The organism is Chryseobacterium sp. GM_Chr_2, from assembly GCF_026540445.1.
Taxonomy (GTDB): Bacteria; Bacteroidota; Bacteroidia; order Flavobacteriales; family Weeksellaceae; genus Chryseobacterium.
Map to the genome: position 1 here is coordinate 35,535 of NZ_JALNUD010000010.1, position 22,657 is coordinate 58,191.

Annotated in this window: 19 protein-coding genes and 3 tRNA genes; 10 read left to right on the forward strand and 12 right to left on the reverse strand. The window is 33.0% G+C overall.

What is annotated here, in order from left to right; all coding sequences use genetic code 11:
• Positions 1-77: 77 nt before the first annotated feature.
• The 3 genes from OXQ85_RS15085 to OXQ85_RS15095 all read right to left on the reverse strand — a co-directional run bounded on the left by OXQ85_RS15085 (position 78) and on the right by OXQ85_RS15095 (position 3,569).
• Positions 78-533 (reverse strand): hypothetical protein, encoded by a 456-nt coding sequence (locus OXQ85_RS15085; RefSeq protein ID WP_267405511.1) that lies wholly within the window; start codon positions 531-533, stop codon positions 78-80.
• A complete protein-coding gene (locus tag OXQ85_RS15090) occupies positions 533-913 on the reverse strand; it encodes a RidA family protein (protein WP_267405512.1) in 381 nt (126 codons plus the stop codon). Before OXQ85_RS15090 ends, OXQ85_RS15085 begins: the two co-directional genes overlap by 1 nt.
• A 67-nt stretch (positions 914-980) precedes the next feature.
• On the reverse strand, positions 981-3,569 hold the full coding sequence (locus OXQ85_RS15095) for a putative LPS assembly protein LptD (protein WP_267405513.1): 2,589 nt from the start codon (positions 3,567-3,569) through the stop codon (positions 981-983).
• 65 nt (positions 3,570-3,634) lie between these two features.
• Between OXQ85_RS15095 and OXQ85_RS15100 the strand changes: the two genes are divergently transcribed.
• The 8 genes from OXQ85_RS15100 to OXQ85_RS15135 all read left to right on the forward strand — a co-directional run bounded on the left by OXQ85_RS15100 (position 3,635) and on the right by OXQ85_RS15135 (position 7,007).
• Entirely contained in the window at positions 3,635-4,924 is a 1,290-nt protein-coding gene (locus OXQ85_RS15100) for an N-acetylmuramoyl-L-alanine amidase (protein WP_267405514.1), read from the forward strand.
• Positions 4,925-4,983: 59 nt separating this feature from the next.
• Positions 4,984-5,058 (forward strand) — tRNA-Glu (locus OXQ85_RS15105).
• Between the two features lie 177 nt (positions 5,059-5,235).
• Positions 5,236-5,595, forward strand: a complete 360-nt coding sequence (locus tag OXQ85_RS15110; RefSeq protein ID WP_267405515.1) for a hypothetical protein — start codon at positions 5,236-5,238, stop codon at positions 5,593-5,595.
• Positions 5,592-5,777, forward strand: a complete 186-nt coding sequence (locus tag OXQ85_RS15115) for a hypothetical protein (protein ID WP_267405516.1) — start codon at positions 5,592-5,594, stop codon at positions 5,775-5,777. Before OXQ85_RS15110 ends, OXQ85_RS15115 begins: the two co-directional genes overlap by 4 nt.
• Before the next feature lie 337 nt (positions 5,778-6,114).
• Positions 6,115-6,435: a hypothetical protein gene (locus OXQ85_RS15120; RefSeq protein ID WP_267405517.1), complete on the forward strand. Its 321-nt coding sequence runs from the start codon at positions 6,115-6,117 to the stop codon at positions 6,433-6,435.
• A gap of 67 nt (positions 6,436-6,502) precedes the next feature.
• Positions 6,503-6,757, forward strand: coding sequence for a 30S ribosomal protein S20 (gene rpsT / locus OXQ85_RS15125; RefSeq protein ID WP_123945153.1), 255 nt, complete (start codon positions 6,503-6,505; stop codon positions 6,755-6,757).
• Between the two features lie 11 nt (positions 6,758-6,768).
• Positions 6,769-6,840, forward strand: a tRNA-Glu gene (locus OXQ85_RS15130).
• 95 nt (positions 6,841-6,935) lie between these two features.
• Positions 6,936-7,007: transfer RNA gene (locus OXQ85_RS15135), tRNA-Glu, on the forward strand.
• 271 nt (positions 7,008-7,278) lie between these two features.
• Here the strand turns inward: OXQ85_RS15135 and OXQ85_RS15140 are convergent.
• The 9 genes from OXQ85_RS15140 to OXQ85_RS15180 form a co-directional block, all read right to left on the reverse strand.
• The gene (locus OXQ85_RS15140; protein WP_267405520.1) at positions 7,279-7,953 is read right to left on the reverse strand and encodes a SprT family zinc-dependent metalloprotease; all 675 of its coding nucleotides are present in this window, start codon (positions 7,951-7,953) and stop codon (positions 7,279-7,281) included.
• Positions 7,953-11,141 (reverse strand): HsdR family type I site-specific deoxyribonuclease, encoded by a 3,189-nt coding sequence (locus tag OXQ85_RS15145; RefSeq protein ID WP_267405521.1) that lies wholly within the window; start codon positions 11,139-11,141, stop codon positions 7,953-7,955. The genes OXQ85_RS15140 and OXQ85_RS15145 overlap by 1 nt, the downstream gene beginning before the upstream one ends.
• A complete protein-coding gene (locus OXQ85_RS15150; RefSeq protein WP_267405523.1) occupies positions 11,119-12,390 on the reverse strand; it encodes a restriction endonuclease subunit S in 1,272 nt (423 codons plus the stop codon). Before OXQ85_RS15150 ends, OXQ85_RS15145 begins: the two co-directional genes overlap by 23 nt.
• Position 12,391: 1 nt before the next feature.
• Complete coding sequence (locus tag OXQ85_RS15155) at positions 12,392-15,238, reverse strand: N-6 DNA methylase (protein ID WP_267405525.1); 2,847 nt, start codon at positions 15,236-15,238, stop codon at positions 12,392-12,394.
• A 269-nt stretch (positions 15,239-15,507) separates the two neighbouring features.
• Positions 15,508-15,846 (reverse strand): hypothetical protein, encoded by a 339-nt coding sequence (locus OXQ85_RS15160; protein ID WP_267405526.1) that lies wholly within the window; start codon positions 15,844-15,846, stop codon positions 15,508-15,510.
• Positions 15,843-16,163 (reverse strand): hypothetical protein, encoded by a 321-nt coding sequence (locus tag OXQ85_RS15165; protein WP_267405527.1) that lies wholly within the window; start codon positions 16,161-16,163, stop codon positions 15,843-15,845. The genes OXQ85_RS15160 and OXQ85_RS15165 overlap by 4 nt, the downstream gene beginning before the upstream one ends.
• Positions 16,164-16,191: 28 nt before the next feature.
• Positions 16,192-17,088, reverse strand: coding sequence for a hypothetical protein (locus OXQ85_RS15170; protein WP_267405529.1), 897 nt, complete (start codon positions 17,086-17,088; stop codon positions 16,192-16,194).
• A 439-nt stretch (positions 17,089-17,527) separates the two neighbouring features.
• Complete coding sequence (locus tag OXQ85_RS15175) at positions 17,528-18,487, reverse strand: phage/plasmid replication protein (RefSeq protein ID WP_267405531.1); 960 nt, start codon at positions 18,485-18,487, stop codon at positions 17,528-17,530.
• A 464-nt stretch (positions 18,488-18,951) separates the two neighbouring features.
• Positions 18,952-20,010, reverse strand: coding sequence for a site-specific integrase (locus OXQ85_RS15180; RefSeq protein ID WP_267405532.1), 1,059 nt, complete (start codon positions 20,008-20,010; stop codon positions 18,952-18,954).
• A 699-nt stretch (positions 20,011-20,709) separates the two neighbouring features.
• On the opposite strand from OXQ85_RS15180, the gene OXQ85_RS15185 reads away from it, so the two are divergent.
• Positions 20,710-21,366 carry an FCD domain-containing protein gene (locus OXQ85_RS15185; RefSeq protein WP_267405534.1) on the forward strand — a complete coding sequence of 219 codons (657 nt, stop codon included), beginning with the start codon at positions 20,710-20,712 and terminating at the stop codon, positions 21,364-21,366.
• Between the two features lie 59 nt (positions 21,367-21,425).
• Positions 21,426-22,631, forward strand: coding sequence for an MFS transporter (locus tag OXQ85_RS15190; RefSeq protein WP_267405536.1), 1,206 nt, complete (start codon positions 21,426-21,428; stop codon positions 22,629-22,631).
• Positions 22,632-22,657 lie beyond the last annotated feature (26 nt).

The following is a 22,657-nucleotide window of genomic DNA, read 5'->3' on the forward strand; positions in this document are numbered from 1 at the left end:
AAACAAAGATTTCATATCAACGAAAGCGGGCTGCAAAATAATTTTGCAGCCCGCTTTTATTTTAAGATGTAAATCAATTAAGATTTATTATTCATTTTTTCAGCAATTCTTTTCTTTTTATTTCGTTCATAAATTACTTCTACAATCTTACCTCCAATCCACGAAAACGGGAAAAACGTAAGGAAAATAGAAATCTTATAAAATGTAGGATGATACGGAAAAATAATAACATCCAACATCGCTATAAAGAGCATGATAAAACCAATAAGAATAGCATAGGCAACTTTGGCATACTTTACAATCACAGCGGTAACCACACCTCCTACGGTAGTTCCCAAGCCGGAAATAAACAACAGGAATCCGAAGAACGCCTGGTCGTCTTTCATACTGTAAAGAAATCTTTGCCAATGCTCAAACGGAGCAAAAGCTTCAAAAGTAACCCATTGCGGAAAAACTCTTATACCAAGAGTAATAATAAGCCCGGCGATACCAAGCCCTACAATAACCGCTAATGTATTTCTGAAGAAGTTCATTAATCCTGATGTGCAATCATAGAAATTTCAATATCAACATTTTTTGGCAAGCAAGAAACTTGTACCGTTTCACGGGCCGGATAGCTTTCTGCATCTAAATAAGACGCATAGATATCGTTCATTACCGCAAAATCATCCATACTTTTAAGGAAGATCGTAGCTTTCACCACATTTTTGAAAGTCATCCCAGCTTCTGTAAGGATAGCCTCAAGATTTTTCATTACCTGATGTGTTTCTTTCTCAATACCTTCTACCAATTTTCCAGTTGCAGGATCTACAGGAATCTGACCAGAGATGTACAAAACACCATTTGCAAGGTTAGCTTGTGAATAAGGTCCGATAGCTGCAGGAGCGTTAACTGTGTTGATTATTTGTTTCATTAGAATTTATTTTGGGTGCAAATATAAAATTTATATTCTATTTCTATCTTTAAATCTCAAATCCTTCTTAGAAAGGTGAATTTGGCTGTGTAAAACTTCTGTCTTTATACTTCAATGCATCACTTAAGATATTGGCTTTTATACCGATAAAGAAGTCATATACTTTGTACTGCCCGAAAGGAACCCAGTTGAAGTTAATCGTAAAACTTCGCTGATCTCTCGAAAAACCAATTCTCGTATACGCCAATTGCTTGGTCACCATATCATAATGCGTACTTCCGTTGATGTTCCAATATGGAGTTAATTTAATACTTCCATCAAGACCTACGGATGCTATTTTATTAGCATTTCTGGTTGCATTTCTGGTGTAGGCGTAGTTTGCATTAATATTCAAAGTCCATGCCTGATCGAAGCGTGCGTAATTATCATCATCAAAATAATAGTTTTCGTTTCGAATCTCTCCTTTCTGCGAATACTTTTTGGCGTAATCTGTTTTCTCACCAAAAATTTCACTACTCAAAGGATACGACAACTGAACGTTGAAACCCTGAACACTGAAATGTCCAAAATCCTCCGTTCTGATTCCCTGATCTACTCCCGGAAGGAACATGATCTTATATGGATCTAATGTTAAACTCGTGTTTACACTCAATTTATTTTCAAAGAAAGAAGACTGCCCGTTGATTGAAAATACCGACCAAGGGTGATCTTTCGCTGCAAAGTTATAGTTTGCCGAGAAGTTTAATGACTCGAAAATCTTTACCTTTTTCACTCCCGTTGAATCTTTCTTAGATTTTACTTTCATCTCAACATTGTTCCCCACGTTGATACCTAATGCACCAACCATGCCACTTGTAGGTTGACCTACAATTCCTTTTTCAAAAATTGAATAAGTGGTTAAAGCTCCGTTCGCATTATAATAATTCTTAAAATATCCAAAACCGGAACCTCCGAAATCAGGTGAATAGGTAAAACCGATACTTGGCGTCATCATGTGTCTCACCGCTTCTACTGCACCTCCTTTTTTGAATTTCATCATCCCATACAATGTAGTCTGCAAACTCGCTGTTGTTGAGAAAATAGAATATCCTGCGATATTTTTATTCACCACGTCTACTTCTTTATTAATGATAGGATCGTAAGTTCTGGTTAATGTTTTTGTCGTTAAAGCATTATCAATATTAGCACCTAAGCTGAAGGTAAAATATTTCGCCACTGTTGTATTGGTTCCTAATGAAATATTATTCTTCAATCCCGTCTGCATTTTTTCCCACATGGCCGGAGTGAAAAGTTCCCCTTCTGTGGTAGAAACATAGTTGGATAAATTTAACCCTGTGTTTACTGTAATATTTTCCAATAAACCTTGTCTCACCCCTGTTTTAGATTTAAATAAATAGAACTGATTGATGGCAACGTTCATCTGTGGCAAACGCAAATCTGAATTTCCTGTCGCAAAGTTCTGAGAATAAGAAGCCGTTCCCGTAATAGTAACCGGCAATTTCAAAAATCTCTTGGTAACCGTTACCGTTGAGTTTTGCTGAGTATTTAATACGTTCTGATTAAAAATATAATTGTTGTTAATCGTATTATTATAGAATCTGTTACTTACAATATCAACCGAAGCTGAAAAAGTAAGAAACGGATTAGCCTTCGTATCCTGAGTATGTCTCCAGGCAATTCTGTAAGTGCTTGTTTTAGTATAATCATCAAGCCCTTTAATACCTCTTACCGTAGTTCCGATATCTGCAGAAAAGTTACCATTGTAACGGTATTTTTTCACATAATTCATCTCCGGACGGAAGTTCCAGCTTCCTTTGGTATAGAGATCGGCTAACACTTTAATATCAAAATGCTCACCAATCGGTTGGTAATAACCAATACTATTTAAAAAGAAACCCACATCTTCTCTTTCCCCAAAACTCGGAATCAAAATACCCGCTGATCTTTTATCTGAAAAAGGAAGAATTGCAAATGGCATAATCAAAGGTGTCGGAACATCTTCAATATACATTTGGATCGGTCCCGTTACAATTTGAGACTTATTCTTCGTTTTTACCAATTTAATGTGCGGAGCCAAAAGATAATAATCGGAAACTGTATCTTTTTTCTTCAGGAAATATTCGTCGGTCGTATACTTCCCTCGTCTCATGAAGAAAACAGAATCGTTATACTTTTTTGTTTTTTCAGCGATAATTACTCCTTCACTTTCTTCCGTTCTTGCATTGTAAGCAATCGCCTGCTTGGTTTTGTAATTATAATTAAACTGATCGGTCTCGTATTTTTTCCCTCCCTGATTGGTAATTACAGGCTCGATGATTTTTCTGCCTAAAGAATCTTGTTTTCCGCGAGCAAAAATGAGATTTTTTTGTTCATCAATTGAAATATAATCGGCGTCGATCTGCATATCCTGATATTTTACCTGCGCATTTTTGTTCAGATAAATCATCTTTTTAGGCACGTCACGGCGTATATCATCAGCTTTTGTCTGAAGAATATCATCTAAGGATTCCTTTTTTGCAACTATGGTATCCTTTTTGGAAATAGTATCATTAACCGCATTTTTAGGTAATTTTTCAGGAGTTTTCTGTGCTAAAAAATTGTTAAAAATTAGGATAATTAAAATTTGTAATATATTTTTGAAGACGGTTTTGACCAATTTTTGTATATATTTATATGTATATAATTAAGGCTCAAAATTAATATAATTTTTAAAACTGTAAGATGCACAAAGTAAATTTTAAAATAATTTTATCATTTCTTCTTATACTGGTCTCCCAAATTATTTTCGCTCAAAAAAAATTCACGGTGGTTTTAGACGCCGGACACGGGGGTAGTGACCATGGAGCCAACAGAAATTACGCTGATATCGGAAGAGTGGCAGAAAAAGATGTAACCCTTGCCATTACCCTGAAAGTTGGGGCAATGCTTGAAAAAAATAAAGATTTCAAGGTAATCTATACAAGAAAGATTGATGAATACCCTTCATTATCAGACAGAACCAACCTTGCCAACAGAAGTAAAGCAGATCTTTTCGTGTCTATTCACTGTAATTCTGCGACGAGAAATACCGCTTACGGAACCGAAACTTATGTTCAAGGGCCGGATCAAAATGATACCAACCTTGAAGTTGCCAAAAGAGAAAATGACGTGATCTTTCTGGATGAAAAAGATAAACAAACGTTTGGTTCTTATGACGCAAGCTCCCCAGAATCGTTAATTGCCTTAAAGCTTCAGCAAAGTAAATATCTGGAATCAAGTTTATTGCTAGGTGGATTGGTAGAAGATAATTTTGTGAATAAAGATAAAAGGTTTTCAAGAGGTGTTTTCCAGAAAAACCTTCACGTGCTTCGTATGAATGCGATGCCTTCTGTGCTTATTGAGACAGGATTTATCAATCATCCGGAAGAAAGCCATTATTTAGCTTCAGAAAAAGGTCAGGAAGAAATTTCACAAAGTATTTTTCAGGCGATTATTGATTATAAAAAAGCCATCGACAGAAAATCAGGAGGTTCTTCAATTGCAGCACAAAAACCTGAACCTGTAAAACCTGCAGAAGTTGCTCTTAAAAATGATTTCAGAATTTTATTAATGAGTGCTCCTACAAAATATAATGATGGAGATCCTGCGTTGAAAGGATTGAACTACATTCTTCCTATCAAAGAAAATGGTTTGTATAAATATTATTACGGAGTAACGAATATGGCTTCGGTAAAAGATATTAACATTAAAACAGCTAAAGATGCCGGGTTTAAGAATGCATACGCAGTAGGATTTATGCCAAATCAAAGACTGAATTCTGGATATTATACGATAGAAGTCTATGTGGGAGAAAAACTGAATGGTAATTCATTCATCATTCAAACCCTGAAAGATGTAGAAAGAAATAAAGAAAGCGGTGTCTTCTATTATACTTACGGAAAGATGTACACGCTGGAAGATGCTGTAAAAACTCAGAAAGAGCTGGAGGCAAAAGGAATTAAAAACACTGTCATTCAGAAAGTTTATAAATAACTCTAAAAAATAATTTTGAAGTTAAAAAGTTAATCACTACTTTTGCAACCTCAAAATTTGGCCTATTCGTCTAGTGGTCAGGACTCAAGGTTTTCATCCTTGCAACAGGAGTTCGATTCTCCTATAGGCTACCAAATTTACTATACAATCCCTGACTTATAAAGTTCAGGGATTTTTTATTTTATAAATCAATGGAATTCTATGCCATTTTAAAAGAGTTATGATACACTCTTTATCCAAAAATCTTTTTTTATTTTTGCACTACTAAATCTACAGATCGAAAGATCTTTTTTTAAAACAAAACAGATAATATGAAACAATTCTTTACTATTATAGCCCTTACTCTGCTTGCTCCTCTAAGTTTTGCTCAATACTTCACTCTTACCCCGAATGGATTTTTATCAGAAGGGAAAAATAATTATACCGTTGTTGATTTTCCCAACACAAAGCAAAATAATATTTATAAAAATGTGTTAAACGCATTAAATACAATGTACAAAGATCCAAAGAAAGTACTGACTTTAGTAGACGGAGAAAGTATTACCATTAACGGATATGAAGAATATGTAATTCCTCACAGGGCAAAATCAAATCCTATACCATATCCATATTATTTAAGGATAATAAAATGCGTATTAATAGTCCCACATTTGAATGCAGAAGATGGATGACAACAGATTACTCCGCTAAATGGGTTTACCTTACATTGAATAAAGACAAAAAATCAAAAGCCTCTATATACGGTAAGGAAAATGAAATTAACGCACAAGATTCTTATGATGCACTTAATAAACACTTTAATAATTTAATTGCAGAAATCGTCAAGAAATCTAAAACGGTTAATGATTGGTAAAACAGAATGAAAATTGAATAATAGAACATTCAAAAGAAATATAGCCAACTTCAAAATACGTACTTAATCTCTGCTTTTGGTGTCATAGAACCATTTCATTAAAATATCTTTTATAACCTCTGAAATACATATTTTTCATTTCACTTCACTTTTTTCAAAAAAAATAATTATATTGTATTCCAGTTATTTAAATATGATTGTTAAAAAAATTATATTTAAGATTTTGTTGATTAGAAAAAATTACTAACTTTGCAGCCGCTTAGAAGGAAATGAATTGTAAGAAAAAGCTATTTAAACAGTTTTCGATTCATCTCTTCAAAAGCGAAAAACTCATACAATGCCGGATTTAAAAATACAAGAAGCGAAATTGCTTTTTAAGAAAATCCACTCTAACCCCAAAAGTTACGATTTAAAAATCAATGAAGATGGGATATCAGGCAGAGATGATGAAATAAGTTTCAGACTTTATAGGACGGGAGAAAGGGTAGCTTTTGAAGTAACGATTGACGAACTTACCTTCACCAATACAACTGGAGAATGGAACAATGCGATGATTATGCTGGAAAGCACAATCAAGAAAATAGAAAGAGAAGACGAAAATTTTAAAATAGAACAGGCGATAGATAAACTAAGAAAATACTTATCTGAAGAAAATTAAAAATTTTTAAAGAAAAGTTTGGTAGTTTCAAAAATAGTTTATACTTTTGCACTCACATTTGAACGATATGGCAAATCATAAATCAGCATTAAAAAGAATCAGACAAAACGAAGTAAGAAGACTTCGTAACAGATATTACCACAAGACAGCTAGAACAGCTTTGAAAGTGTTAAGAAATGAAGAAAATAAAGCTGCTGCTACTGAGCAGTTGCCTAAAGTTATCGCTTTATTGGATAAATTAGCTAAGAAAAACATTATCCACAAAAATAAAGCTGCTAACTTAAAAAGTAAATTAACTAAGCACGTTAACAAACTAGCTTAATAAGTATAGCTGGCCCGTTCGTCTATCGGTTAGGACCTCAGATTTTCATTCTGGTAAGAGGGGTTCGATTCCCCTACGGGCTACAATTTAAATACTACTAACCGAGTATTTAAAGTAAGAGTTGAAACTTATAAAAACAAAAAATACTAACCTCGTAATTCGTTACGGTTGTATAGATGGCCCGTTCGTCTATCGGTTAGGACCTCAGATTTTCATTCTGGTAAGAGGGGTTCGATTCCCCTACGGGCTACTTAACAACAATTTAAAAACTCTGATAAATACAAGTATCAGAGTTTTTTTTGTTTTGAATCTTTACGAAATTCTTCCGATTTTCCGAAATCTCCCTTACACGATCTTGTATAAAGCGAATTTCCAAAATATTTTTTGATTTCTAAAATATTTATTTCTTCTATTCTGAAGTTCAACTTAAAAAATATCTTCTTAAATAATCAGAAACATTTTGAAAACGTCCCATTTTCGGAAACATTTGATACAATAAATTTGTAAAGATTTCTAGATATCTAAAAATCTACTTCTAATAATTGCCCATTTTTCTTTAACCAGTTTTTTGCTTTTTCATAATTAGGTACCTGTATTGATAAGATATTCCAAAAGCGAGGTGTATGATTACCTTCCATAAGATGTACTAATTCGTGGGCTACTAAGTACTCTAATACATACATTGGAGCTTTAATGATACGCCAATTGAAAATGATATTGTTTGTGGGTGTGCAAGAACCCCATCTGTATTTCATATCAGAAGTTTTGAATTGATTATATTCAACTCCTAAACTTTTTGCATATTTCGTAGCTAATGGCTCCATTTTTTTTAATGCTTGACTTAAATACCATTTTTTAAAAAGTTCGTTTGCCTTTGGTTGGTTTGATTTTGATATTTTAAATCTTTGGTCAAATTCTATTCCTTCAATTTCTTCATCTACTATAAGTAACTGATAGTTTTTCCCTAAGTACATTAAGGTTTCACCTGATACAAACTCTTTGCTTTCCGCTATTAAAGGATATTTCTGTGTGTGGTTTAGCTTTTCCTTAATCCATTGTCTTTTTGATTGAACTATTTTATCAATTTTTTCAGCTGTAAGATAATGTGGAGCACGAACAATAATACTTCTATCCCTTTCAACAGAAATGTTTAGGGTTTTACGATTGGAATATTTTATTTGATACTCAAAAAGCATTAGTCATTGATTATTTTAAAATGATTTGTTTTGGCTAATTCCATTATTCTTGAAATGATTTCATTTCTTTTTGTAATGATGTTCGGTAAATCTTTGAACTCCGGAGATAATATCATTTTTTGTAATTCAGCTTTTAGTTTTAATTGAGCAGGTGTACTGTCCCAAAAACCTGTTAGCTTTATTTCAGTTGTTACTAAATTAAAAATGTGTTGTGTTAGATTTACGTTTCGAGCAATTTCATCTTCCGATAAATCTCTATTATCAAACAATTCTGCTTTAAAAATTCGAAAAAAAGGCATTTGTTTTTTACGGTCTAAACCATAAGTTTCTTCTTTTTCTCTATTTCTTATCTTCTCCCTTAATTTTTCTAATTCTTCATAAATTACTTTCCAGTTACCTTTGAAGTTTTGCAAAATTTCTTCTAATGCTTTTGCAAAAGAGGCAAATAGTTCAGGGTCTTCATCTATGTTTAAATTAATAAAGTGTCTAATAGCGTGTTCTACTTCTGCGGCTTTTGTTTTTTCACGTTTCTTGTTGGTAACAACTTTGCTGAAAAAATCATCTGCTATAATAGAAATAGGAGCAACTTGTTGCTCTATCCCTTTAGAAATTAAATATTCATCTGCTATGGCTCTTAGTTTGGGTGGTATACCTTTCATACTGAATCTGCCATCCCTAAAATGTTTGTTTGCCAAAGCATTAATTTCTGTAAATGCTTTCCAATCATTAAAAAACTCTAAGGCCTCTTTACGAGGTAAAACCGTATTAAAACAGCTTGTAAGTATGTTGTAAAGTTTGATGTATTCAAATCTAATATCTTCATCATAAAACACATCAAAGAAAGCATCTGAATCTGACAAATTTTCTAAACCATACACTTTTAAGAAGTTCCAAATATCTTGGTGTGCTTTGATTAATTCGTTAAGTTCTGCGTCATCATCTGAAATACAATCTATAATCTCCTCCAATTCTTTTTCTGCATATGTATCCAAAGCTCTTTTTAAGTGGTGTCCAACACCTACATAATCTACTACAAAACCCTTGTCTTTACCTTCTGGACCAACTCGATTTACTCGTGCAATAGTTTGTAATAGATTATGAGCTACAATTACCCGATCTAAATATATTACCTGCTCAATAGGTGCATCAAAACCTGTAAGTAGCATATTGTTTACGATTACTATACCTACATTCCCGTTTATACTTGTATCTTCTTCGTCTGTTTTACCATAAGGCAATTTGAAACGCTTTATACTTTTTTTATGATAATCACCATTTATATATGCTTTGATTTCTAATTCATCATTATGACTACCTGATATTACTACTGCTGTTTCTAAAGTTTGCAATATTTCAAGATTAACTAACATAGGATTATCAACCATTAATTCGGCTATTTTAGTTTTTAATGCTTCATCAATGGCTGCTTTATATCTTACTGCTGCAATACGAGAATTTGCAACAACTTGAGCTTTAAAACCGCCTGAAAAAATGTGTTCTACATAATGATTGACCATACTTTTAGCTTTCTCTTTAATGGTATTCATATTGTCTAAATATGCATCACGAGAGCCATAACCTAAAATCTGTAAACGCTCTGTTAGTTGATAATCGCTAAAAACATCAGCAAATTTATCATCCATTCCTTCTTGGTCTTCTATCTCTGCATTATGTGTGAAACCTTCATATACTATCTCTAAAGTAACACCATCATCTATTGCTTGACGCATAGTATATTTATCAATGTAGTCTTTATATTTTTTTTCGGTTTTACCTGTTGGAGTACCCGTGAAACCGATGGAAGTAGCGTTTGGCATTGCACGGTCTAAATTGGCTGCCAAAAGCGAATACTGCGACCTGTGAGCTTCATCTGTCATTACTAAGATGTTGCTACCCTTGTTCAATTCTGGGAATATCTCTAAACCCGTTAAATCTCCGTTTTCTTGGAACTTATGAATCATAGCCATTACCAAATCAGAATTATCATTGCTTAGTAACTCTTTTAAACTTTGACCATTGGCTGGATTTTTAGGATTGATGAAATTGGCAGACTTTATTGTAAAACCAATACTTTGCCCTGTTTCAGATAATTGTTCTTCTAATTGGGTTCTATCTGTTACAAAAATAATTTTCCAAGACATTAATTCAGGTCTTAGCTTCATTTCACGAACCATAAACATCATAGTCAATGATTTACCGGAACCTTGTGTGTGCCAAATAATACCTCCTCTTTCTATTGGGTTTTTACCTTCAATTAATCTTTGAGTTGCTATTTTTACGGCTCTGAATTGCTGGTATCTACCTACTACTTTTATTTTTCGACCCTTATCATCTGTTTTAAACACTGTAAAAACTCTAATAATATCTAATAAGTTGCGATGGTCTAACATACCTGCAATCAAGCGTTGTTGGTCGTTTGGTGATGATTGACCGTGAGCTAAGTCATTAAGTGTTTTAGGATATGGATCCGTCCATCTGTAAAAGTGTTTTTCTATTTGTGTAGTGATTGTTCCAAACTTTGCTTCTGTACGGCAAGTAGTCACTAAAATCTGATTATAATAAAATAACTCTTTGTTTCCTTCACCTGTATCGCCTCTTTGTTCCGAGTAACGCATCAATTGATCTATGGCTTCCGGGATAGGTTCTTTTACTTTGGAAGATTTGGCTTCAACAACTACCAAAGGCAATCCATTTACAAACAAAACCATATCAGGAATGATATGATGGTCTGTACCTGTTACCACTACTTTAAATTGAGAAATAGCAGTAAAGCTATTATTTTCTATGTTTTCAAAATCAATAAAACGTACTGTTGGGCTTAACTCTCCAGTTTGTTCGTTTTTTGAAACTGTGGTGTTCTCTAACAAGTAATGCAATACTTGTTGGTTGTTTTCTAACAGGCTACTTTTTTGAAATGTAGTGATTTTACGCTCCAATTCATCAACTTGAGCATCTGTGAGGAAAGGGTTTATCTTAACCAATGCTTCCCTTAATTTGAGTTTTAAAACCACTTCGGAAAAAGACGTTCTAAAACTTTGCCATGGTTGTTGTTGCATTTGTAATTCCAGCACCTCCCAACCTAAACCCGCCAATTGTTCTAAAAAAGGCTTTTCTACGTGGCTGTATTCGTCTAATTTTAGGGTTGAACCTAAATTGCCTCTATATTTATTGTCGTTGCTTAGTATCATACGTTTGCTGTTTCTTTAATGAGGTGTTTACTCTTACTTTACCGCTTAATAAATCTTGCATTAAGCCTGTTTTGAGAGATTGGAGTTTTAATAGTTTATTCTTTTCGCAAACAATAAGGTCTTCTTGTTTTTCGATGGTATTTACTATTCTATGTTGTTCCTTATAATCAGGTAATACAAAATCGAAGTCTAAGATATCAGAACTTGGTAGATTACCTAATGTACCTTGCCTTACAAATTTATAAACTTGCGATGCTGCGAAAGTTGTAGTCATGAATAGTTTTAGATAATATGGATATACTTCTTTTTTAAAACGAAATTTTACAGAGTATGCACTTGGTATGAAAACAAGGTCATTTTCGGGTTGTTTAAAAACTGCTGTTAAACCACAGTCTGCGGTTGTAACAATTACAATATCATCATTAAAAAGTCTGTGGTTTTTAATCATAGCTGGTGGTAACTTTGCAATAGGTGCTTGATCATACAATATATCACCACTCTTTGAAAAATCTGTACCTCTTATTGTTTTAACATTCCCATTTTCAGAATAGTTGTTAGCACTAAATCTTGGACCGTAAAGATTAGTTTCTACGTACAGTCCCATTTTACAACATTCCCACTCTTTCGGAATCCTGCCCAATGGACTGTCTTTAAATTCGTGGGTTTCTTCATTACGGATATTGCCGTTTCCGTCAATCCCTTTAGTGAGTAAATCTTGCATTAAGCCCGTTTTGATGCGAGTATATTTAGCTATGAGTTGCTCGGTATGGGTAATGGCTTTACCTAATTTTGAAAGTATGGTGGCTATTTGGGTTTGTTCGGGAAAAGGTGGTAGTGGAACCTTTAATTTACTAAACTCCGAAATCCATCTTCTTTTATGGTCGCCTCCTGTTTCTCTAATTTTTAAGTTTTGAATGTGACCAAAAATTACTTTAATGTCTAAAGATTCAGGATTTTTTGGTTTCAAAAATTTCATTGCCGAAGACTTTACCTTGAAAGGAAAATCAACAAATTTGCTATCCGTTGTAAAATCATCAAAGATTATAACAGGCGTATTTTTATAAACATTATGCACTTCGGTGGTATAACCAAGTAAAAAGGACTTGCCTGCGGTTAGTACTGGAATACCAGACTTATCATTATACTCAGTTGTATCAACAGTGTATTTATAAGGCTGCTCATAATTTAATATGTTACCCAAGCTGTCTTCAGACCATCCCTCAGGAATATGTGTTTGCTTTTCTTCCATATTAATTAAGATAGTTTAATTTGGTAAGAAAATTATTGAGTTCTGCCATAGTGCTTTCTCTTTTTTGCTCAATGGTTTGGGCAGAGGTGTAGTATTTATCAAAGAGATTTTCAAAGGCATTTACCAATGTTCTTTTTTCAGCATTTAAATAGCGTTGCAGTTGGTCGTTGATAATGTCAAAATGCTTTTTAAGAATTAGTTTTTGACTTTCTTCAGTAGTTATCATTCCGCCAATTTCTTCCAAAAGAGTATCTAAACTATTGAGTTTATTTTTTAGAATTTCACTGTCTTTCACTCTGACATTATAGGTTTTGGTAATTTCAGAAAACTGTTTTTTGGCTTCTAAAACCGATGCCAATTTTACCATCGCTTTATCATCATAGTTCCCTTTTAAGGTTTTTTCTAATGCTGCAACCGATTTTTTAATTTTATCGAAATCTGCACTATCTTTTAAATCAGCTTTGAAAGTAGCGATTAATTTGTAAATAGTTGCATTAAGGTTGGTGATTTCTTTTTGGGTGGCTACTAGCAAAGCGTTGCTTTCTGCTTTCAACTCTTCACTACCAAATCTTTTTAACTCAATTTTTAATGCTAATTGAACTTGTTTTTCTTTTAATAATGCTTTACAATCTTTGATAAACTTTTCAAGGTCTTTAATTTTTGTTTCTTGTTCTTGGTAAGGCTTGGCTTTATCACTTTGTCTTTTTTCTTCTACATAAAACTCAATCATCTTTGCCAATTCATCTTTCGCTAACTTTGGCGTTTGTTTTACTTCGCCTTCTTCTTCGTCTGCTTCATATTCTACCAAATTCAATGCTTCTTCCACCGCTTCTTCTAATTGTGATTCAAAATCAGCTTGTTCAATTTCTATTTGCTCAAGTTCAGCTTTTTCTGTTTTAAAAAATTCTTCAATCAAGTACTCATCGGGAATAAGCCCAGCATCCCAGCCATTTTGCATAATGGTTTTTAGATCATACTTGATATTATCCCACCAATTAACAAATACGCCAGCCACTTGAAACTTATCCAATATGCCAACTGGTACAAACTTTTCTTTAATGGTGTTTAATAACTCTGCTCTTACTGCTGGCAAATTGGCTCTTGAGCCATTACCATTAGGAGCAAGAGTAGAAAAATCTTCTTTGGCTAATTGCCACCAATCCGCTAAGTGAATCCCTAATTCTGTAAGCGTCTCGATTACGTTTTTATCATCTTCAACAATTTGTTTGATTTCAGATTTCTCACTGATTGCAAAATCTTTGTATAGAGCATTTTTATCTTTAAACAATTGATACCCATTAAATTCAAATTTTGGAGCTAAAGAGTGTTGTACTTTCTCTATTTCACTTGTAGGAATTCCACCAATTAAATGAGCTTTTACATCTTCAGGTTCGGGAAGAGGTGTATTATCCACATACTTACGAATGTTTAAGGTAAAATCATTTTTTTCAATGGTTTCTAAATCTACTAATTTAGAGTAATAGGCTTCTTCAATTTTATTGGTAAATACAAAATCAATTTTCTCTACATCTTCGGGTCTTAGCGTATTTTGTTTTTTACCTTCTGCATAGTCTTTGTCGGCATTTACAATAAAGACCTTATTTTTAAGAGTATCAGGTTTGTTTTTATTGAAAACCATAATACAAGCAGGTATTCCTGTACCATAGAAAAGTTGAGGAGGTAAACTGATAATCCCTTCCAACACATCTGCTTTGAGCATATTCTCACGGATTTCTTTTTCTTTACCTCCTCTAAATAATACACCGTGAGGCATCACAACAACCACTTTACCATTACGTTTACAGCTTGCTAACATATGCTGTACAAACATTAAATCGCCTTTCTTGCCTGTTTCAGGAGCAAAGCCATAACTAAACCGTGATTGGTATTGCATTGTAGCTTTGTTATAATTTTGAGAGAACGGAGGATTGGCAATTACTCTGTCAAACTGAATCAGCTGACCATCTTTCTCATTTAAAGGCTCATCTAAAGTATCTCCGTATTCAATCGTATATTTTGTGATGTTATGAAGAATGATGTTCATTTTACAAATAGCGACAACAGTAGGGTCGTTTTCTTGACCAAAAAGTTCTAAATCATCTGCATTTTGTCCTTGCTCTTCAATGTATTGGTGCGCTTGAATCAACATACCACCTGACCCAACAGTAGGATCATATATAGACATACCTGCTTCGGGTTTCATCAATTGAACCAATAAACGAACGACTTGGTTAGGTGTGTAAAATTGACCGCCTTTTTTACCACTTTCGTCAGCGAAGTGTTTTAGTAAATATTCGTAAGCTGCACCTAATAAATCAGGGAACTCAAAATTTTCATTAACCAGTTCTGGAAACTCGTTAAAGTGGTCAATCATTTTTTTTAGGTCAGCATTTTTAACAATTTGCTTTCCATCTACTTCTTTATTAAAGTTAATACGACCTTTAAAAATTCCTGAAAGTGTATCAGGATTCGCTTCTTCAATGGCATCTAATGCTTTGTTAAGCATTTGCCCAATGTTATTTTGAAGGTGTTTTATAGGTGGTTGTTCTACCTCATTTTCATCTATAAAGCCCTGATTCCATCTAGATCTTGGTGGTACAAAGAAAGTATCACCATAAGTTAATTTATCTTCAAGAATTTCATTTAAAGTATCTATATCTAAATGCTTGTAATCATTCTTTCTCAAATACTCTTTTTTTTGATCGAATACATCTGACATTCTTTTAAGAAACAGCATACCAAAGATGAACTCTTTGTATTCTGAGGCATCCATTTTACCTCTTAATATATCAGCTGCTTTCATCAAGAAGCTTTCTAATTGGGATAATTTTATTTTGTCAGTCTTCATTAAATCTAATCAAATTTTATTTTAATATGCTACTAAATTCTTATAGTCGTGTTTTTTCATTTTATAGTTTGTAATTTCAGCTTCATAATAAATTTACTCTTCAAACATAAATTTCAAAACATTCATTATGAAACACTTAAAATATTTACTCGTATAAACAAAAAATTACATTTGAATAAACAAATGTAACTTAAAAAATAGCGATACTCAAAATTTTAGAACAAGTATTATTCATATACTAAATCATAGAAAATTAACATATTTTTAAATTATTTAGCTAGTGTCTTTCCAAATTTCAAACCTATAATTTTATCCGATTTATCATAAATAAATACATTATTGTGAGTAGATAAGTTCATCCCTTTATCAAATTTGAAATCGTCTGAAAACAAATCATTAGTAAACAAAAGGTCACAATCAAAATAAACGCTGTCTAATTCCTGACCGTTTTCAGAAAAAGGAGAGATTTTTTTGATATCAAGATTCTGAACCTCTACTTTGTTTTCAAGCATTCCCTTTAAATCATAATCTACCTGTTGAATTGTTGTTCTTTTGGAGCAGGAAAACAAGAAGAAAATAATTGTTGATATTGCAGCAGTCTTTTTCATTCTTCCTCAAATTTTATTCGTACAATTTTCTGTGATTTCACATTTTCCTCATTGGTTTTTTTGACTACCAAATAAATTCCTTGTTTCTGCATTTTCGGACTTAGCTCTTTGTACAAGTCTGAGGATTTATCAAGTGGTTCTTTCATAACAAAATCTTTTGAGGTTGATGTATCATTGAGTTTGTAATCAATATCAACGTAGAATTTTGGATTGGTAACTTTTCTCAAATTACCCTCTCCGTCTGAATAATACAACTGCTGAACAAATGAGAAGGCCTGTTTGAAATAAGAAACACTTACTATTTTTGCATCAATCATCCAATCACCATGAAGTATTGTATTTCCGTCATAATAAACCCCTTGCTCTCCTTTGAAATACTTTGGTGCTGGTTATTCCTGCCACTCCTCGCTTGTTTTTGATGATGAGTGTATCTTTGACAGTGTAAGGAAGACCTTTGTCTAAAAACACTTGTACTACATATTCTTTCGGGATTGTTCCGTCTGGATATGATATGTTGTTTTGATGTTGATTAGTGGTGTTTGATTGTTCTTTTGTCTGGGATGACTTGTCTTTTTCGACTGGTTCTAAAGAATCAAACAAAGGAAAATCCTGAATATTCGTCTGAGAATCAAATCCTGATTCTTCAACAGCATAGGATTCTGAAATTTTGCCAGTTTTAATGTTGATTTTTTCCTGTTTTATCAATCCCCTATCCTTAGAATAGTATTCAACTGTTTTTTCAGGGAATTGCTGCCTTCCTGACATTTGTCGTTCAATGACAAGAAACTTTTCTTTGTTGTTATTTTCTTTCCAATAACACATACCATAATAAATTGTTCCGCTATCATCTGCATAGCTCCATTTGATTGCTCCTATTGGGGTAGGGAGCTTGAAATAAATGTTATTTCTCCCCAAATCATGTTCTTCTCCACCCATATCCCCAAAAGCTCCGTCTTTTGTCCTAATCAATGAAATTTCATCATTCCCGATCTCAAAAAGCTTGGCACTTGGTTCTGAGTTCATGATTCCGATTTCAAGGGATGTTCCTACGAGATCATTTGAAATTTTGAAATAATTAATCCTGAAAAAATCCTCTGAATTTGTTTTGGATTTCAGTCTTAGAAAATTGTTTTTGGCTGGAAAAATCCATTGTTCTAGCTTTTCTGTTTCTTGTCCCTTTACACCTTGACAAAAGACCGTCAAACTCAATAAAAGAAAGAAAAAACCATAATTGTTTTTCATATTGTTACTGTTTTAATCTTCAATGATGTGATGAAGTCTATCGTAAAACAGCTTTTCTGGAAAAAAAAAGAAAAGCAAGTGGTTATCACTTGCTTTTAGTCTTGAAGGCTCTGCAAAGCCTATGTTACATAAAAACAGGATAAGCCACTTGCCCTATGGGGACAAGCGTACTCAAACTGTTTGCATTTTGTAACATTTAAGAGTTTGTTATACAATCTCTCCGAATTTTGCAGATTCTCAAGACAAAAGCAAAAGTTTTACACTTTTATTTTCCGATAAAATTTGAATTGCAAAGATAGAAATTTTTCTAATTTCTTTCTCTGTTTCGCTTCAATAAAAAGATTTTCAAGGATTTGACATTTTTTCTATGATTCTCCTTGTCTTCTTCTAAAAAGCACAAAGTAGGTTAACAACGACCTACTTGACTATTTTTTGATATTTATTTCATTCTGAAAATTTGTTTCAAACCCTCAACATATTGTATTCGAACTTTATGAGTGAATTCGATTGTATTTTTATCAAATTTGAATCCAAAATCAGAGTTCAACGCATTATCAAATTGCTTAAGTTTTTTTGACTTATCGCTTGAGGACAATAAACCCTTGTCAATTCCTTTCTTTAATAAAAATTCAATCTTATCCCTACCAAACTCATAAATGAGATATCTCTTCATAAAAACTTCAAAGCCTTTTAAGCCTTTTAAATCAGGATATTCTAACAATGACTTTTTATGAATTTTATTATACATAAACCACAATTTAAGAGCTTTTTTGCAGTTTTCTGCTTCAAATAAATCTTTAACCCTTAAGTCTGAAATTTTCAAGATTTTTGAAGGATTTGATTGCATCATAAATTCATACCTAACCAAATTATGGAAAGTATCAATAAATGAAGGATCCTCCTGAATAAGTTTTTTATTTTTTGTCGCAAACTCTTTTATCTTATCATAAAAAACTAAGTTTCTTCTTCCACTATTTGAATAAAATCTCAGAGTAGTTCTTTTTGACGTATCCCGCTGAAAATATTTCAAATAATATAGTCCAAGAAAGTAATCTGAAACTTCGTTTTCCAATTCAAAATTTGCAGCAATATCAAGTCTTCTTACCCGAGCATTTCTTAGATCAACACCTAGTTCATCACTCAATAACATAATAGCAATTGGAAAAGACCTGAAATCAAAGTTTTCAATATTGTTATTATTAAAATATTTGGGAATGCTTCCATCAATTTTAATCATTTCATCATTGATAAATACTGCCATATTTCTAATCATTCCTGTTGGCTTAAAATTTCCCCTGACATATTTATCAGCAGGCATCAAGTTCTTTTTAATTTCATCAGTATTCCAAGGGGTTTCAGCGTCTTTTCGATATAATGTTAGAGCATTAGTATCAAACATAATTTATTTATTTTTTGAGGTGAACAAAGTCAAAAAGCAAAATTGACCTGTATTAATACTCTTCTTCTTTCCTTTTTCGGAATATTAATACGCTTTTTATTTGAAATCAGACAATTTTGCCGATACTTTTGATAATGGTAATTTTCAGTTTCTAAAAAAAGAAATGATTTTCTCCATTTTTACTAAATTTTCTTTGGTTTTTGATTATTTGCTTCAGCTTTTATTTCCTCAAGTGTTTTGACTTTGTCTTCTGTAAGCCATTCATCAATTCTAGATTTCTCAAAGAAAAGACTTTTTCCTTTTTTACAGTACGGAATTTTTTTTTTTGCTTGTTAATTTATATATATATGATTTTTGATAACCTGTATAGTAACAAACATCATCAATAGTCATAGTCTTTTTTTGATTTCTGAGTAATTCTCTTATCTCTATAATCATTTCTACAAAAGTTTCTTTTTTCATAATTAGTCTGGTAATATGTTTGGTAGTTTATTTATAGCTTTGGTTTTTGAAAGTTCAGCGGTTCTGACATAAATTTGAGTTTGTCTCAAATCCTTATGACCTAAAAGCGATGAAACCATATTGATTCCAACATCTGCAAAAATCAAAGACGTAGCAAAAGTGTGTCTGGCACAATGCCAAGTGATGTGTTTATCAATTTCAGCTTTTTCAACCCATTTCTTCAAAATACCCAGACAACCTGTATGGGAAGGCAAATCAAAAACAAGAGATTTCCCCTGCTCTCTTTCTCCCAAGAGCTTAATAGCATTGTCGTGAAGAGGCATGACCATCTTTTCCTTTGTTTTGACCTGAACGATTGAAAGAATGTTTTCATTATTGATATTGCTCCATTTGAGTATCTTGACATCACAATAACGTAGGCCTGTCAAGCAACTGAAAAGAAAGGCTCTTTTAACATTTGAGTTGGAACACTCTGTAATAGACAATAAAAATGCTTCCTCCGATGTGAGAATATCTTTTTCAGCTGAAATTCCTTTTGAGTTTTTGATATTTAAAGCAGGATTTGTTTTGAAATACTTGGAAATTGTAGCCTCCTTGATAATTCTTTTCAACTTTTTGAAATAGTTGAACGGAGTACTACCGTTCAATGTTGCATCCAAATAATCTTTGAAAGAAATTAAAAATTCTTCGTCAATTTCAGAACAAGGCAGTTTTTTCTTTTTCCAGAAAGTTTTGAGCTTTGCAATCATTGACTTAAATGTACGCATCTCACTATGTTGAGCTTTTCTTTCAATAAATTCATCACAGTATTCAAAGAAATCTTTTTCTGTTTGATAGCCTTTCTCATACAAATCATCAATTCCCCTTAGTTCGATATTTGCTACAATTTTTTTGACTATTTCTTTCCTTTCCTTATTGATTTCCCTTTCAAGAGGAGTTTTTGGATATTTGTAGTATCTAATATCCAGCATTTTCTTTTTTCGTGTCCCATTCTTGTGAATGTCCAATTGAATTCCGATCCAATTAACTTTCAGGTCTATTTCATGTACTTTAATAGTCATACTTATAAATTTTTATATATCAGCTTTATAACAGATGTTCAAAAAAAGAGTCGGATTTTTAACAGATTTTAACAAACATTATAAATATTTACGAAAATCTTCCGAATACAAGTATGAGGAGGAGGTCAAACAAAGGAAATCAGAATCAAGGAATCTTTGATTTTTATAAGTATTCTCTGAAAATTTATGCTCAAATTTTGTAAAAGCGCTTCCCCTACGGGCTACTAAAAGAGATTTCATTTGAAGTCTCTTTTTTGTTTCTATCTCGTGAAAATGGAGGACATTAATATAAAATTTGTCATCCTCATAGGTATCTAAGCATACTATTCTAAAGCAATTCTTAACTCGCTTAACTATAAAAGTTCAATACCTTAAACTTTGAACACAAAACCCACAAAGTTTTTTTTGATTACCCAATGTTTTAAGTTTCACTAAGCCGTTTCACTTATAAAAGACAATAAAAAGTTTATTTACTTTCTCCCTAAGTTTTAGATTGAGCCCATTTCACTCAGCAAATGAAAACAACTGTTTTAAACTAAATTAATAAACAGGGAACACTCAATTACCACTTTGATATTAAACCTAACAGGTTTTAAACCTGTTAGGTTTGGATAAACAAGAACTTTAAGCATTAAACTTTGAACTTCGAATTAAAAACTATACCTTTGCAATTCATCAGATGATATGATGTTTAAAATAATGCAGATTCAAAGAAAGACCTTAGCCGAAGAAGTAGCCGAAAGATTGTTGGAAGGAATTCTCAATGAGGAATATCTTATTGGAGAAAAACTTCCGATTGAGCCTGAGCTGATGAAAATCTACGGAGTTGGGCGTTCCAGCATTCGTGAGGCAATAAAAATTTTACTGATAAAAGGAATTCTCAGCGTTCAGCAAGGCGTCGGAACCTTTATTGTTTCTAAAAATGCGCAAGAATCTCTGGAAGCGCAAATAGATAAAGCGAAGCTTGAAGATGTATTGGAAGTAAGATCAATCCTAGATGCGAAAATTGCAGGAAAAGCAGCAACTCATCGTACAGAGGAAGATTTAAAAACTATTAAAATGTTTTTAGATCTTAGAAATAAACTTGCCGATGAAAGAAAAGCACTAGAATGTTACGAAGCCGATGTTAACTTTCATGTGTCTATTGCCAAAGCTTGTGGAAATAGTCTTTTGAAAGAAATCTTCATCATTGCAAGCAAGCATATTCGGAGTTCTTTTGAGCATCGCCATAATAACGATACAGAACCATTTAAAATTTCTCAGAAAATCCATACTGATCTTTATTTGGCGATTGAAAATAAAGATTCTGAAAAAGCTGAATTTATTGCGCAGCAAATTGTAGACAGAATTTATTAAAATAAAAAAATTTAATCCAATTCATCAGATGATATGATGAATATAAAAATCCTATTCTTATGGAAAATGTAAAGGCTCCGACAATTGACACTACAAAAATTGTCTACTCTATTTTATTTATGATCAGTTTTTCACATTTCCTGAATGACCTGATCCAATCTACCATCCCATCCCTCTACCCTATTTTGAAGGGAGAATTCAGTTTATCATTTGCTCAAATTGGGATTATTACACTGGTATTTCAATTAACAGCATCCATTTTACAACCATTTGTCGGAATTTATACCGATAAAAAACCAAATCCGAGATCATTAGCGATTGGCATGGGATTATCAATGGCGGGATTATTATTGTTGGCAGTAGCTCATCAATATTATGTGATCTTAATTTCAGTGGCTTTAATCGGAATGGGCTCGTCCGTTTTTCATCCTGAAGCATCACGAGTAGCACAATTGGCATCGGGCGGACAAAAAGGATTGGCACAATCGATCTTTCAGGTAGGTGGAAACTCAGGAAGTGCGATAGGACCTTTATTGGTTGCTTTAATTGTTCTTCCTTTAGGACAAGGCTATGTTGGCTTATTTGCGATCGCAGCATTTATCGGAATTATCGTATTGTGGAGAATCGGAAACTGGTATGCGGAAAGATTATCATTAAAAAAATCAGCAAAACATCCGAGCGATATTATTGAAATACAATTATCTAAAAAGAAGGTACTTTTCTCAGTGACGATTTTATTGGCACTGGTATTTTCAAAGTACATTTACCTGGCTTCCATGACGAATTATTTTACCTTTTTCTTGATGGATAAATTCCATATCTCGGTGAAAGATTCTCAATTATATTTATTCATGTTCTTAGCTGCTGTTGCTGTCGGAACAATTTTAGGCGGAAAATTAGGAGACAAATACGGAAGAAAAAAAATTATCTGGATCTCCATCTTAGGAGCGGCACCGTTTACCCTTTGCTTGCCTTATCTTCCGTTGTTCTGGACGATTGTTTTTGCCGTTATCATCGGATTAATTATTGCTTCGGCATTTTCAGCGATATTGGTATACGCAACGGATTTAATGCCTAACAAAATAGGATTGGTAGCCGGATTATTTTTTGGATTTATGTTTGGAATGGGAGGAATCGGTTCTGCCGTATTGGGAGCAGTTGCCGATGATACAAGCATTGAATATGTCTTTAAAATATGTGCTTTTTTACCGTTAATGGGAATCATCACAGCCTTTTTACCAAACATCAAAGGAAGAAAAAAATAAGCCTCCACCAAAGGCAAGAGGTGGAG